This window comes from Streptomyces sp. NPDC058221 (assembly GCF_042882365.1).
In the GTDB taxonomy this organism is placed as follows: domain Bacteria; phylum Actinomycetota; class Actinomycetes; order Streptomycetales; family Streptomycetaceae; genus Streptomyces.
In genome coordinates this window covers 20,618-34,775 of the sequence record NZ_JBHVWF010000024.1, presented here as the reverse complement: position 1 = coordinate 34,775, position 14,158 = coordinate 20,618, and the positions used below count along the sequence as shown (strand labels likewise).

The window sequence follows — 14,158 nt, the reverse complement described above, 5'->3', positions numbered from 1 at the left end:
CGTGCGATACCCGAGATGCGCGCCACCCGGCGGACACGTCCTAAGCCATTCGGCCCGGCCCCGACTGCGTGAACGACGGGCACCGCCGACCGTGGGGGCATGACTTTCGCTGACGAGGTGAAGAAGGCCGTCACGCCGCGGGCAGCACTGCTCGTCATCGGCGTGCTGGCGCTGCAGCTGCTGTTCATCGCGTCGTACATCGGAGCACTGCACAAGCCGAAGCCGACGGACGTCCCCTTCGGGGTCGTCGCACCCCAGCAGATGTCCGCCAAGCTCATCGGCGAGCTGAAGAGCCTCCCCGGCGACCCGCTGGACCCGCGCGCGGTCAGCGACGCGGCCACCGCCCGCAAAAAGATCCTCGACCGCGAGATCGACGGCGCCCTGATCACCGACCCCCGGGGCACCAAGGACACCGTGCTGGTCGCCTCCGGCGGTGGCACCGTCCTGGCCAACTCGCTGACGAAGATCATCATGGAGGCCGACCGCACCCAGCAGCGCACGGTGCGCTCCGTGGACGTGGCCCCGGCCTCGGGCCAGGACTTCGACGGGCTCTCGTCCTTCTACCTGGTCGTGGGCTGGTGCGTCGGCGGCTACCTCTGCGCCTCGATCCTGGCGATCAGCGCCGGCAGCCGCGCCGCCAACCGGCAGCGCGCGGTGATCCGGACCGGGGTCATGGCGCTGTACTCGATCGCGGGCGGAATCGGCGGCGCGGTGATCATCGGGCCGATCCTCGGCGCACTCCCCGGATCCTTCTGGGGGATGTCGGGTCTGGGCGCGCTGACCGTCTTCGCGGTCGGCATGATCACGCTCGCACTGGAGGCGCTCACCGGCATCGTCGGCATCGGCCTGGCCGTCCTGATCGTGGTGATCGCGGGCAACCCGAGCGCGGGCGGCGCCTTCCCGCTCCCGATGCTGCCGGACTTCTGGCGGGCGATCGGCCCCGCGCTGCCGCCGGGGGCCGGGACCTGGACGGCGCGTTCGATCGCGTACTTCAGGGGCAACGCGGTGACCGGACCGCTGCTGGTGCTGTCCGCGTGGGCGGTGGTGGGCACGGTCGTCACCCTGCTGATGTCGATGCGGAAGAAGCCGGAGGCGGCGGACGCCGCGCTCGCGGGGACGGCGGACGGCGGCTCCACACACGGCTCGACACTGGCGTAACAAGGGACGCACCCCGACAGGGGACGTGATTCGACAGGGGACGTGATCCCGGGCAGACCTTCCTCACCCCCGGACCGATGTCCGGGGGTGATTCTGTCTGCCTGCCCGCGCGGTGCGGGGTCACGGTGCACATGACCACCGCCCGGCACGCACACCAATCCTTGGTGTCCAGTTGACGCAACAGCTAGGCATGGCAGGTACATGACGGCATTCTGGAGCGATCTCGTGAGACCCACGGGATGCACGAATGCCACAACTCCCCCACGCCCTCCGGAGGTTGCTCATGCGTCGCCGCTTCACCGCCACCTTGCTCGCCACGGCCGCTCTGTCGCTCCCCCTCGCCCTGCTGCCCGCCGCATCCGCTTCGGCCGCCCCTTCGGACAAGCCCCAGGTCCTCAGCTCCTGGACCCAGACGAGCGCCTCCAGCTACAACGCCTGGAACTCCGCCCGCAACAACCAGGGCACATGGGCGGCCTACGGATTCGACTGGTCGACGGACTACTGCAGCACCTCGCCGGACAACCCCTTCGGCTTCCCCTTCCAGACGGCCTGCGCCCGCCACGACTTCGGCTACCGCAACTACAAGGCGGCCGGCACGTTCGCCGCCAACAAGGCCCGCATCGACTCCGCCCTCTACGAGGACCTGAAGCGCGTATGCGCCGCCTACTCCGGCGCAAAACTGACCTCGTGCAACGCCACGGCCTGGACGTACTACCACGCGGTCGACATCTTCGGCGTCGCACCGGCGAAGGCGGGCACCGGCAGACTGCCTCGGACCGTCTGACCGACGCACCGCTCCCAGCCCAGCCGCACCGCCCTCAGCCCCGGGCCGCCGTGCCGCGGCCCGGGGCTCCCGCGTCCCTCGGCCCGTCAGTTCTCCGGCGGCCACAACCGGTCCAGCCTGTGCCACGTCCACCGGGTGCCCCGGTGGTCCTGACCGAGCCGCTGGGCCGGTCGCAGGCGGGGTGGTCGGGATAGCCGCCGAAGGCCTCCGCCTCGGTGGAGCCGCTGCTCATCGTGCCTTTGACGCAGAGCAGCGGAAAGTCGTCGACGCCAACGAGAATCCGACGCCGGTCGGGCCGTTCCGGTACGTCTCCGCCTCCCCGGACCACACCCGGCGTCGCGGTTCTCCACGTGGCACCGACGCCACCGGGCAGCGGCTACCGCTCCCTACGAGACATCAGGTCGCGTCATCAGCGGCGACCACATATGCAGCACCAGATCGGGGCCGGTGAGAGGCACGGTGCTCCACAGCGCCGTGGCAGTGCCGGCGCCGGTGTCGATGACCAGCCGAACGCGGTGCGGGGTGGTGATGACGTAGAGGTCGGCTACGAACGTGGAGCCCTGCCAGGCTCCGGCCGCGACGACAGGCCGGCCGAGCGGAGAACTTTCCCGCCATTCGCCGTGGCCCACCTCGATGTCGAAAAGCGACGCGAATCGTACGAGCCATCCGCCGTCGACGGGATCGACGGTCACTGTCGTTCCGTCGGGCAGAGCGGACCCCTCGGCCGAGGCGTCAAGTCTCGCGTTGACCGAACGCTCGGAGTCGGCCGAGCCCGGCACCGGCGGCAGCGACAGCCGACGCAGCCGATCGGCAAGGATCTCGTCGTCCTGGACGCTTCCCCCATGGCCCACGCCGGGCAGCAGGCACTCCCAGATGGCGTCGAGCACGTACTGGGACTCCCCCTGCGCGGTCACGGCGACCACGAGATCGTGCGACGGGACCACCACGCACTGCTGCCCGAAGGCGCCATGGCCGTGGTACCCATGACGCGACATCCAGAACTGGTAGCCATAACCGCAGGAGAAGTCGGCGTCGTCCGATCCGTCTTCGACCGACACGCAGTCAATGTGCCGTCTGGTCGCGACCTCCACCCACTCGCGCGGGACCAGCCGCCGGTCGCCCCAGATGCCTCCACGCAGCAGCAGTTCACCGAAGGCGGCGACGGCCTCCGTCGTCAGGTGCAGGCCGTGGAATCCGAAGGCAGCACCGCTTGCCACCCGGTCCCACTCGGCGTGATCGACACCCATCGGCTTGAAGAGGCGCTCGTCGAGGAACTCCGGAAGACCGCGGCCTGTGACCCGTTCCACCATCCTGGCCAGGATGAACGTGGTCGAGTTGTCGTAGGTGTGCCGCGTCCCCTCCCCCGTGGCAAACGGCAGGCGCAGGAAGCCCCTCACCAAGTCGCCGGGCTCAAGCTCCCACGCCTCGGCGAGGCTGTCCGTGGAGTGCCCGGCCGTCATGGACAGCAGGTGGTGAACGGTGATGCGGCTTGCCTGCTCCGAGACGTCGGCCGGTACGTGGTCGGGCAACACGTCCACCACTCGATCGTCCAGCGAGAGCAGCCCGTCGCCGATCGCCAGTCCCACAGCGCTCGACGTAAACGACTTGGTCAGCGAGTAGAGAAGGTGTGGGCGGTCGGCCGAGTACGGCGCCCACCAGCCCTCGGCGACAACGTGACCGCGGTGCACGACCATGATCGAGTGACACTCGATGGATCGCGCTTCGAGCCGGTCCAGCAGCAGGGCGATCGAACGGGACGGTATCCCGGAGACAGCCGGTGCCGAACGTGGAAGCAGGGGGCGCCGAGGAGACATCCTGACTTCCTAACAGGTCCACGCGGACCGGTGCGACTGAGATTTGGATGTAGGCCGGTGGCAGACTACGTACCTGAAGCAAGGGCGCTGCGTGGCAACGACGTTGATCCAACTCGCGTACACCCGCATCCAAGTGGCAACCCTGAGAAGGACAAGCTGCGTGAGCATTTCCTACGACCTCGAAATGGCGACAGAGCAGACCGCTTCGCAGGTCGCCCATGAACTCTGCGACATCGCACGAACCGCAGGGCTGTTCGACGAGTCCATCACCCCTGAGCTGGTCCTCGATGACGGCGCGCTGACCACGAAGGGCACGTGGGTGCGCGTAGGCAAGGAGACACCGCGGCTGTGGAGTCCCGTCATCGCCGATCTCGGATTCACCCCCACGGTCTGGGTACGGCTCCAACCCGGCAGGTCCAGCGACTACCCCGATCAACAGGACGACATGATCCGCCTGGTCTCCGGACTGCTGGACAGCACACCGGGCGACGCAGTACTGCACTTCCAGTCCGAGGTCATCTGGCTGCTGCGCCGGGGTTCTGAAGTGAGTCTCAACGAGCGGGACGACCTGTGGCCACCTCAGCGCCTGGCCGCTGTCTCACAGCCCAACCGGCGTGCTACCTATAACTTCTCTGACGAATGACGCACGCGACACTGGACCCACCCCACCACCGGGGCCAAGCTCCGAGCTGCACTGGCCGGACCGAGCGGATTCACCATGCTGCCGACAGGTTCACTTCCGCCCAGACCGCCTTGGTGTACGCGTCGCGGACCGTGCACCCCCAACGGTCCGCGTAGGCCTCCACGAGCAGCAGGCCGCGGCCGGATGCCGCGTCAGCGGACGCGGGGCCGGATGCCGTCCTGGGCGGCAGGCGTTCGGGGCGCGTGTCCGTCACCTCGATACGGAGAGCGTGGGGCAGGAGGAGCAGCGTCAGCCGGAAGTCGCGGCCGGGGAGCCGGCCGTGGGTGACGGCGTTGGCGGCCAGCTCGACGGTGACCAGAGCGACCGCTCGGGCCGCATCGCAGTCGTACGGGCAGCCGCACCACTCGGTGAGCTGCTGAACGGCGAGGGTGCGGGCCAGCCGGGCGCCCCGTGGGGTACTGCTCAGGCGAAGGCTGAACTCGGGGGCCGAGGCCGGAGCCTCCTGGGTGTTCCTCTGTTGCTTCACGCCGTCATCGTGGAACCCTGCGCACGCCGCTGACCAGGTCCGATGGCCGTACGGAAATGAGCCGGTACGAGCCGGGCGAAGGCCTGCCGCCCCGAGTTGTACGGGTCTTGTACGGGTGTTGTACGGGACGGGGGCCGTATCCCCGTAAGTGGCTCACCCGTTGAACCTTGCCCGGCCGTAATGGAGTTGAGCAACGCTACGGATGGCTGCGGGCGGACACGAGCGGGTGGCGGAAGGGGCGTGAAGGCGCATGCGTGATACGCGGAACGGCCGGGCGACGAAGGCGATGCAGGACAGCGAGCTGCCGGGCGTGTGGGTTGCCTACGGCAAGCTCCTCCAACACCTGCGGAAACGGGCCGGGTTGAGCCAGCCGGCCTTGGGTGACGCCATCGGCTACTCCTTGGAGCAGGTCGCCTCGGTCGAGCAGGGGCGGCGGCCGGCGAAGGAGGCGTTCACGGCCGCGGCGGACCAGGTGCTGGATGCGGACGGGGTACTGGAGGTGCTCCAGGCCGATGTGGACCTGGCGAAACTCCCCAAGTTCTTCCGTAACTTCGCCCTCATCGAGGCGGAGGTACTGAGCCGCTTCTCGTACGACCCGCTGCTGGTGCCGGGCCTGTTGCAGACGGAGGCGTACGCGCGGGCGGTGTTCGGCGGCCACTGCCCGCCGTTCAGCGACGAGATCGTCGACCAGCACACGGAGGCGCGGCTGAGCAGGCAGAAGCTGCTGACTCGGGACCCGTTGGCGGAGTTGTCGTTCATCATCGGGGAGGAGGCGTTGCGGAACCCGGTGGGCGGGGCAGAGGTGATGCGGAGGCAGTGGCAACACCTGCTGGAGGTAGCCGCGTTGCGCACGGTGGCAGTTCAGGTGATGCCTGTCGGGCTGGGATTCCACCCGGGTCTGGACGGACCATTCGTCCTGGTGGAGACGAAGGAGCTCCGCCGCCTGGGATACATCGAGTCCCAGGAGGTCGGGTGCGTCGTCAGCGATCCGACGGAGGTCAGCTCGTTCGGGTTGCGATATGGCAAGCTGCGGTCGCAGGCCCTGAACGTCGAGGCGTCTGCGCGGCTCATCGAACGGCTGGTGGGAGAGACATGAGCGTGGAGCAGGTATCCGTGAACGTTGACGAGCTGCGCTGGTTCAAGAGCAGTTACAGCGGCTCGGGCGGCGGTGACTGCGTGGAGGTGGCCGCCGGTGCCGGTGCGGTGTACGTGCGGGACTCGAAGGTCACGGGCAGCGAGCCGGTGCTGCGGGTCGGCCGCACCGAGTGGGTGGCCTTCGTGACGCTCGCGCGGGGGTAGCGCCGAGCGCGACACACGAATGGCCCCCGGCCTGAAACACAGCCGGGAGCCATTCGTCACCGAGTCACCGCACGGAAACGGCAGAAACGGTCAGCCGATCTCTGCCCCGGTGGCCGACAGCGCCTCCGGCACCGGCTGGAAGAACGTCTCGCCGCCCGCGGAGCAGTCGCCGCTGCCGCCCGAGGTCAGGCCGATCGCCGTGTCACCGGCGAAGAGCGAGCCGCCGCTGTCGCCGGGCTCGGCGCAGACCGTCGTCTGAATCAGCCCGTTGACGATGTCACCGTTGCCGTAGTTGACGGTGGCGTCCAGCCCCGTCACCTCGCCGTCGTGCACCTGGGTGGTGGAACCGCTGCGCGACACCGTCATCCCGACGGTCGCCTCGCCCGCCTTGGTGATCGGCTGGGTGGAGCCGTTGTAGAGGTCGACCTCGCTCGGGTGCGCGGTGTCCGAGGTGTACTTCACCAGGCCGAAGTCGTTGTCCGGGAACTCCGACGCCGCGTTGGTGCCGATCTCCCCGCCGCCCTGCGAGTCCGACCAGCTGGTGATCTCGGCGGTGCAGTGCCCGGCGGTCAGGAAGTACGGTTCGCCGTCCTTGACCACGTTGAAGCCGAGCGAGCAGCGTGCGCCGTCGCCCCAGATCGCGTCGCCGCCCGCGATGAGCGGCTTGAACTCTCCGGCGGACTTCTTGAGCTGGGCCTTGCCGCCGAGCGACTCGACCACCGAGCTGAGCTTCTGCAGGGCTGCGCCCTTGACCGTACGGTCGGCCGTGACGACGACCTTGTTGCTGACCGGGTCCACGGCCCATGAGGTGCCGGGGATCGTGGCCTTGCCGGTCAGGGTCTGCCGGGCCGACTTCAGGTCGGCGAGCGAGTTCTGCACGACTCTGGCCTTGCCGCCCGCCTGCTGCACCTGCTCGGCGGCGGCCTTGTCGACCACGTTCATCACGAGGTTCTTCGACTTCGCGTCGTAGTACGAGCCGGCCGCGTCACCGCCCAGGTCCTTACCCAGACCGGTGGCGAGCTTTCCGGCCGCGTCGGCGGTCAGTGTCCGGGCCGTGACCTCGGGGGTCCCTTCACTGGCGTTCGCACTCTGGAACGTCGCTCCGGCCGCGACCAGGGCGACCACCGCCGAACCCGCGAGTACTGCACGCTTCCTGGATATGCGTCGATGCTTCAACTCTTCGACCTCCTGTGGGGCCGTGCACAGGTGATGTGGGGTCGCCCGTACACGGAGGATGGGGCGCCCACTATTCAAGACGGAGCGGGTAGCACACAAGACCGACTTCAGGACGCACACACGACAACACCCCTTCGACCTCACCTCGTTCACTTACCGAGGCCAGGGCCCTGCCCGTTCCTACTGCGAACACCCCTTGCGACCTCCGGTCGGCGGTGGGTGAGGACTAGTCCTGTCCGGTATTCGCCCCTACGCGTCCGGTTGTCGGCACATCCGACGGGTCATGCCTCCGCGCGCCCCCTCCAAGCGCTCCCGTAATCGTTCAACGCGCAGTCCCTATACCGGCCCTGATGGTCCATCATCGAATAGTTGCGGGGAAAAGCCGGGCACGTCGTGCCCGCACGGACACAAGGAGGCGCGGAGTGCGCAGTCGGGTGCGCGCAACCGACGGACGGCAGCTGGTGGTGGAGCGGCTGGGGGATCCACGTGGCAGACCGGTCTTCCTTCTGCACGGCATGCCGGGGAGCAGGCTCGGTCCGGCTCCACGCGGCATGGTGCTGTACCAGCGCAAGACCCAGCTCATCACCTACGACCGGCCGGGATACGGCGACTCCGACCGGCAGCCGGGCAGATGCGTCGCCGACGCGGTGGAGGACGTCCGGGCCATCGCGGACCATCTCGGGCTCGAACAGTTCGCCGTGGTGGGCCGGTCCGGTGGCGCCTGCCACGCCCTGGCCTGCGCCGCACTGATGCCCGACCGGGTCACCCGCACCGCCGCCCTGGTGGGGCTGGCCCCCTGGGACGCGGACGGTCTCGACTGGTTCGAAGGGATGGCCGCGTCCAATGTACTGGCGTACACCACGGCGGCCGACGATCCGGACGGGCTCGCGGAGTCGTTCATCTCACGGTCGGCGGTGATCAGGAAGAATCCGGTCCGGCTCATCGACGATCTGCGCCGGGAGCTGACCGACTCCGACCGGCTGGTGGTCAATGACGCCGGCGTCCGTTCCATGCTGTTGCGCAACTACCGTGAGGGGCTGCGTACTTCGGCGTACGGATGGATCGACGACGCACTGGCGTTCAGCCGGCCCTGGGGGTTCGACCCGGCCGACATCACCGGCCCGGTGCTGCTGTGGCACGGCGAGAAGGACGTCTTCTCACCCGTCGGGCACACGCGCTGGCTGGCGAGCCGCATCGCCGGTTCCACCGTCGTGGTGGAACCGACGGCCGCGCATTTCGACGCGCTGCACGCCCTGCCCCGGATCCTCACCTGGCTGCTCGACACGAACGACCGCTGAGCAGCGGGGGCCGGGAGGGAGCGTCCGGCGACGGCCGGACGCTCCCGCTGCGCACTCACACCGCGAGCGGTTCCAGTTCACGCTGGAACCGGCGCTCGTCCCGGGCGATCCGGGTGAGGGGATGCTCGTCGCCGAGCTGCCGGGCCAGCTCCTCGACCGTCTCCGCCCTGATCTGGAGGGCCTCGTCCTTACGGCCCATCGCGTCGAGCGTGACCGCCAGGTTCGACTTCATGGCCAGGGTCTCCGGATGATGCGCCCCGAGGACCGCCCGCAGCTGCCCGGTCAGCCGGCGCTCGGTCTCCAGCACCAGGTCCAGATCGCCCCGGTCCGCCGTGGTGTTGGCCAGGTTCATCACACTGAACAGCGTGTTGGGGTGCTCCCGCCCGTACACCTCCCGCATCGAGGCCACCACTCTGGTCAGCACCTGTTCCGACTCCTCGGCCTCGCCGGCCCCCCGCAGGTAGACGCCCAGGTTGTTCAGGGCGGCGAGGGTGTACGGGTGTTTCTCGCCCGGCACCTTCATGTACTGGTCGACGACCTCCCTGGCGGTGTCCCTGGCCTCGGACGTCTCGTCGGCCGCGAACAGGTCGGCCGCCAGGTTGAGATCGCAGGCCAGCGACTCCGGGTTGGCTGAGGTGTACTTGGCGCGGTACCTGGCCCGGGTCGCCACCGTGAGGCGGCGGGCGTCCTCCAGTCGCCCCGCCCGGCGCAGCGACACGGCCAGGGCCTTCGCCGCGCTCAGTGTGCCGGGGAAGGACCGGCCGAGTGTGGCCTTGTAACTGTCGTACGTACGGCTGAGGATGCCGACCGAGTCCTCGTACCGCCCGACGTCACGCAGGTCGCGCGCCAGGTTCATGGCCGAGGAGAGGCTGTACGGGTGTTCCTCGCCGAGTACCTCGCGGCGCCGGTCGAAGACGTCCTGGTCGATCTCGCGGGCCTTGGCGTACTGGCCGATGGACCGCAGGGTGAACGCCAGGTTGTTGGCCGCGGCCAGGGCCCTTGGATGCGCGTCGTGGAAGATCTGGTTGAACCCGTCGGTGGCCTCGGTCGCCAGCTCGATCGCCCTGGTGTACTCGCCGAGCGTGCCGAGGTCCGTGGCCAGGCTGCTGGTGCTCATGTACGTGTGCGGATGCTCCGGGCCCAGCACCTCCCGCTGGGTCGCCAGGGTGATCTCGTCGAGCTCCATGGCCTCCACGTACCGGCCGCGCGAGCGGTAGATGTTGGACAGGTGGAAGCAGAGGTAGAGGTACTGGATGTCCCGCTCGCCCAGCGTCTCGCGCCAGATGTCACGCAGCTCCTCGCAGAGCGTGGTAGCGGTCCTGAAGTCGCCGCGCTTCCAGAGGTATCGGACCCGGTCGATCAGCAGCCTGCGGGCCTCGGGCTCCTTGCAGTTGCGGGCGTCGGACGGGCCCAGGTGTGGCCATATGGTGGCGAACTGAGGCCAGTTGGCCGGGTTGTCGATCGGCTCGTCGTCATCGGGACGGGCGCCCGCCAGGATCCGGTGGACGGCGTGCCGGGCGTCCTGCTGCTCCTCCTCACTGAGCTGGGCCCGGATGACGGCCTGGACGAGCCGGTGCACCTGGATGGAGTTGGAGACCTGGTCGACCTTGGCCAGCGCGAACCGGCCGATCTCCCGGATGACCCGGCCCAGCACCAGCTTCTCCTGGAGCGAGGGGTCGTACGGCTTCAGCGCCTCGATCATCTCCTTGCTGTACAGGAGGTTCCCCGAGATCGGCTCGGGGGCGAAGAAGGCGCAGAGCTGGAGCAGCCGCACCGCGGCGGGCGAGCGCTCCTTGAGGCGCTGGATGGAGATGTTCCAGGTCGCGGCGACCGGCTCGGGGTATCCGGCCGGCTGGTTGAGCGCCAGGACCTCGGGGGCCTGCTGGGCCAGTTGTTCCAGATAGGTGTCGATCGGGGTGGCGGTCTCCGCGATCCAGGCCGCGGCCTGTTCGACGGCGAGCGGCAGATCTCCCACCGCGGTGGCCACCTGGGCGGCGTCCTCGTCGCTCAGCCCCGGCGCCCGGCGCTGGAGGTGCTCGATGGACTCCTCGCGCAGGAAGACGTCGACGGGCAGTGCGTCACCGTGCTGGGACCAGGCCTGGTTGCGGGAGGTGACCAGGATGTGCCCGGAGCCGCCCTGCGGGAAGTAGCGCCGGAGCCGTTCCGGGTCGTCGGCGTTGTCGAAGACCAGCAGCCAGCGGTCCGACGGCACACCGCGGCGCAGCAGGTCGACCGCTTCCTGGGAGGCGGCCGCCATGTCGTCGCCGCCCTGGGCGCCGAGCCGGACGGCGAGTTCGGCGAGACCGGCGACCACGTCGTCGGTCTGCTCGGACGATATCCACCAGACCAGGTCGTAGTCGGCCATGAACCGGTGCACGTACTCCAGGGCGACCTGGGTCTTGCCGACGCCGCCGAGACCGTACAGCGTCTGCGGCTGTGGCAGCACGACGGCCAGGCCGCCGCCGAGCTGGTCGCGCATCCGCTCCAGGACCAGCGAGCGGCCGGTGAATCCGGGGTTGCGCGGCGGTGCGTTCCAGATCCGCGGGACGGTGCCGGGGAAGCGCGGTCCGGGCGAGACCCCGTCGGCGATCTGTACGGGCCGGTCCAGGGCCCGCAGCAGGGCTGCGGTGGCGTGCACCTCGTCGAGCCGGAAGAGGTCGACGGGGTTGCGGTCGATGTAGGGCGCGGACAGCCGTACGTCACCGACCCTGAGCGGCAGCAGATGGCGCCGCCCGCCGCCCGGGTCCTCGGCGACGGCCCGGTCCCAGAGGCTCACCGCGCGCTGCGACTTGAGGTAGGCGCTGGAGAGCAGCACCACGGTCCGGGCGGCGTTCTCGGCGGTGACGGCGGCCGGTTCCTGGGGCCCCCGCTCGGCGGACACATCGCGCGGTACGACCCGGAAGCCGGCCCGGGTGAGTGCGGACTCGATCCAGTCGGCCCACATCCGGTTCTCCGCCACGTAGCAGAGGAAGAGGTCGGCGGGCAGGGCGGGCCTGCGACGGGTGAACGCGTCACGGATGCGCAACCGCACCTCTTCGCCGACCGGGGGCATCGAGGTGATCTGCTGGTCGGTGATGACGGCGGTGAGCCGTTCGAAGGCGGAGAGCAGCGAGTTGGTGAGCCCCGCCTCGTCCCCGAAGGTGGCCAGCGTCTCCTCGTACGCGTAGTAGGGGCGGTACGGAATCTCCACCGCGCCCCAGTAGGCGGTGAGTTCGTCGCCGGACAGATCGCGTGGCAGCCGGTCGAACTTCAGCCGTGCCAGCGCCCGCCCGGCGTCCGCCTTCTCCTTCTCGCCCTCGTCGATGCGCATCGGGACGGGGAAGATGGAGATGGGGCGGCCGGTGTACCGCTCGGAGATCTGCCGGGCGACCGAGGCGGCGCCGTCGATGGACTGGTCGCTGAGGGTGAAGCAGTCGACGAGCACATCGGGCAGGTGGACGGTGCAGATGTCGGCGATGTCGCTGAGGCCGGTGCGGCTGTCGATCAGGACGTAGTCGTAGTTGGCCTTCATGTCGTCGCGCAGGGCGTCGAAGAAGTGGCCGCCGCCGAGCCGGTCGTAGAAGTTGTCCCAGTCGAAGGTGGAGACGGTCGCGGAGTATTCGCGGTTCTGCCGTCCGGCGGAGACGAAGTCGAGCGTGCCGCCCTGCGGGAACTCCCAGCCGAGTGCCTCGGGGGTGAGCGAGACCGCGTGCGGCTGGATCCGGGCGTAGTCCCGGTGCCAGTCGTCGGCCCGCTGCACCGGGCTGGTCGCGGCCCAGGCGTACTCGGTGATCAGGTCGATGACACCGGTGGTGGCACCGAGGGTCGAGGGGTCGAGGAACGGGTGGAAGAACCGGTGGAGCCCCGGCGCCTCCAGGTCCCAGTCGACAGCCAGTACCCGTTTGCCGTTGGCGGCGAGGATCCAGGCGGTGTTGGCCAGGGCCATGGTGCGCCCGGTGCCGCCCTTGTACGAGTAGAAGGTGACGATGCGCCCGTCACGACTGGCCGTCATCCGTGTCCTCCGCATCCGTCGAAGCGTCATGTGTTCCGTGGATGTACTGGGTCTGCGCCATCGGTCCCATCAGCCGCGTCCGTTCGGTGTGCCCTGCGCCGCCGGTGGCCGGCGGGTAGACGGCCGCGTGTCTCAGATACTGCTGTGCGGCCACCTCGACCACCTGCGGCAGGATCTGGCCGAAGGCCTCCATGCTCGGTACGCCCTTGGCGGCGGCGCGGCAGTAGGCCCGCCCCTGGCGCATCTTGGTCGGCATGGTTCGTTCGAGCTTCTCGGTCAGCTCGGCCTCCGCGGCCCTGCTCTCGTGGTCGTCACGGTTCCACGGGACGACCATCGTCACCCAGGGGCGGTTCTCGGCGTCGAAGGCGGCGAGTCTGCGGCACCGGTCCTCGTCCTGGAGCGCCCAGCGGTCGACGAGCAGGATCTCCGGTGTGGTCGGGGGCTGTTTGCCGCCCGGGTGACCGGATTCCTCGTCGAAGGAGGTGACGGTGGCCTGGTAGTTGAGGGAGCGCACCAGGTCCTCGGCGACATAGGCCAGGGGCCGTGCGGCGTCCGGGTGGTAGGGATTCCAGTCCTGCGGGTTGTCGCCGTAGTAGTCGGCGTTGCGCCCCTCGGGCAGGTCGTGGCGGGTGGCGGCCGCGATGGTGACCTGCATCGGGCGGGGGCCGCCGGGCACGCTGCCCGCCGAGCCGAAGGCGCTGGGCGCCAGCCGGTAGTCGACGGGCCGGCCGGTTCCGATCCGCACCGTGTCGGCGACGCTGACGATGCGCTTCGCGAGCTCGTACACCGCGCGCTCGTACTCCTCGGCGAAGAGCCTGAGCTTGATGAGTCCGTACAGTCCGTCGCTGACGTAACGGTCCCCGAAATCACGGTGGTTGAACTGTAACCGCTCAGCCGGCCCGGGCAGCTGGCTGGGCGGGACCGGCACCCAGAGGGCCGGGACTATGGCCTCGGCCGGCTGGTTGGAGCGGGCCCGGTAGTGGATGGCGCGCTGGGCGAAGGCGTACCACTCCTTGCCGCACATCTCGCTGGCGAAATAGCGCGGCGAGAACAGCGGAACGAACACCCGGCAGGTGGCGAGCACCTCGCCGAGCCGTTCCGACCAGCCCTCGCCGGAACGTATCTCGCGGTCGATGAACCCCGCCGGCGCGCCGGCGGGCAGATCGGTCATGGCCATCACATGGCCGCAGAGATCCTGGAAGAGCCGTTCGACCCACATATCGGGGTCCGTGCCACCGCCGTACCCCGGTGTGTGGGCGTAGCTCAAGAAGAAGTACGGCCGATGGTCCGCCGCTCGCTGCTGCGTCGTCGCGTGCACACGACCCCCGTCCTGTGTGAGCACCCGCACCCGAGGAGTGAAGAGAATGCGAGCGAATTCATCATTCCGGAGCGGACCTTGCTCCACCCCCATGACGTTCGGTCATTCAACGCCGCTTTTCAGTCATCTGTGCCCAGGCCCTATCGATCAC

Annotated in this window: 11 protein-coding genes; 6 read left to right on the top strand and 5 right to left on the bottom strand. The window is 69.2% G+C overall.

Features of this window, described 5'->3' with window-relative positions; all coding sequences use genetic code 11:
- Positions 1–99: 99 nt before the first annotated feature.
- Both ACFVW8_RS10960 and ACFVW8_RS10955 read left to right on the top strand, forming a co-directional pair.
- Positions 100–1,158: a DUF3533 domain-containing protein gene (locus ACFVW8_RS10960; RefSeq protein ID WP_389688357.1), complete on the top strand. Its 1,059-nt coding sequence runs from the start codon at positions 100–102 to the stop codon at positions 1,156–1,158.
- Positions 1,159–1,441: 283 nt separating this feature from the next.
- A complete protein-coding gene (locus ACFVW8_RS10955; protein ID WP_389688356.1) occupies positions 1,442–1,942 on the top strand; it encodes a phospholipase in 501 nt (166 codons plus the stop codon).
- Between the two features lie 386 nt (positions 1,943–2,328).
- Here ACFVW8_RS10955 and ACFVW8_RS10950 read toward each other — a convergent pair whose 3' ends face one another.
- Positions 2,329–3,756, bottom strand: coding sequence for a serine hydrolase domain-containing protein (locus ACFVW8_RS10950; protein WP_389688354.1), 1,428 nt, complete (start codon positions 3,754–3,756; stop codon positions 2,329–2,331).
- 160 nt (positions 3,757–3,916) lie between these two features.
- Between ACFVW8_RS10950 and ACFVW8_RS10945 the strand changes: the two genes are divergently transcribed.
- Positions 3,917–4,399 carry a SitI3 family protein gene (locus ACFVW8_RS10945; RefSeq protein WP_389688352.1) on the top strand — a complete coding sequence of 161 codons (483 nt, stop codon included), beginning with the start codon at positions 3,917–3,919 and terminating at the stop codon, positions 4,397–4,399.
- Positions 4,400–4,469: 70 nt separating this feature from the next.
- On the opposite strand, the gene ACFVW8_RS10940 is transcribed toward ACFVW8_RS10945, so the two are convergent.
- On the bottom strand, positions 4,470–4,925 hold the full coding sequence (locus tag ACFVW8_RS10940; RefSeq protein WP_389688350.1) for an ATP-binding protein: 456 nt from the start codon (positions 4,923–4,925) through the stop codon (positions 4,470–4,472).
- A gap of 250 nt (positions 4,926–5,175) precedes the next feature.
- Here ACFVW8_RS10940 and ACFVW8_RS10935 point away from each other — a divergent pair, with 250 nt between their 5' ends.
- Entirely contained in the window at positions 5,176–6,021 is an 846-nt protein-coding gene (locus ACFVW8_RS10935) for a helix-turn-helix domain-containing protein (protein WP_389688348.1), read from the top strand.
- Complete coding sequence (locus ACFVW8_RS10930; RefSeq protein WP_389688346.1) at positions 6,018–6,224, top strand: DUF397 domain-containing protein; 207 nt, start codon at positions 6,018–6,020, stop codon at positions 6,222–6,224. The genes ACFVW8_RS10935 and ACFVW8_RS10930 overlap by 4 nt, the downstream gene beginning before the upstream one ends.
- A 90-nt stretch (positions 6,225–6,314) precedes the next feature.
- On the opposite strand, the gene ACFVW8_RS10925 is transcribed toward ACFVW8_RS10930, so the two are convergent.
- Positions 6,315–7,400 carry a S1 family peptidase gene (locus ACFVW8_RS10925; protein WP_389688344.1) on the bottom strand — a complete coding sequence of 362 codons (1,086 nt, stop codon included), beginning with the start codon at positions 7,398–7,400 and terminating at the stop codon, positions 6,315–6,317.
- Positions 7,401–7,822: 422 nt separating this feature from the next.
- Here ACFVW8_RS10925 and ACFVW8_RS10920 point away from each other — a divergent pair, with 422 nt between their 5' ends.
- The gene (locus tag ACFVW8_RS10920; protein WP_389688342.1) at positions 7,823–8,698 is read left to right on the top strand and encodes an alpha/beta fold hydrolase; all 876 of its coding nucleotides are present in this window, start codon (positions 7,823–7,825) and stop codon (positions 8,696–8,698) included.
- Between the two features lie 55 nt (positions 8,699–8,753).
- Here ACFVW8_RS10920 and fxsT read toward each other — a convergent pair whose 3' ends face one another.
- Together fxsT and fsxC are read right to left on the bottom strand one after the other, a co-directional pair.
- Positions 8,754–12,689 (bottom strand): FxSxx-COOH system tetratricopeptide repeat protein, encoded by a 3,936-nt coding sequence (gene fxsT / locus ACFVW8_RS10915; protein WP_389688340.1) that lies wholly within the window; start codon positions 12,687–12,689, stop codon positions 8,754–8,756.
- Positions 12,673–14,031, bottom strand: coding sequence for an FxsC protein (fsxC, locus tag ACFVW8_RS10910; RefSeq protein WP_389688424.1), 1,359 nt, complete (start codon positions 14,029–14,031; stop codon positions 12,673–12,675). The genes fxsT and fsxC overlap by 17 nt, the downstream gene beginning before the upstream one ends.
- Between the last annotated feature and the right edge of the window lie 127 nt (positions 14,032–14,158).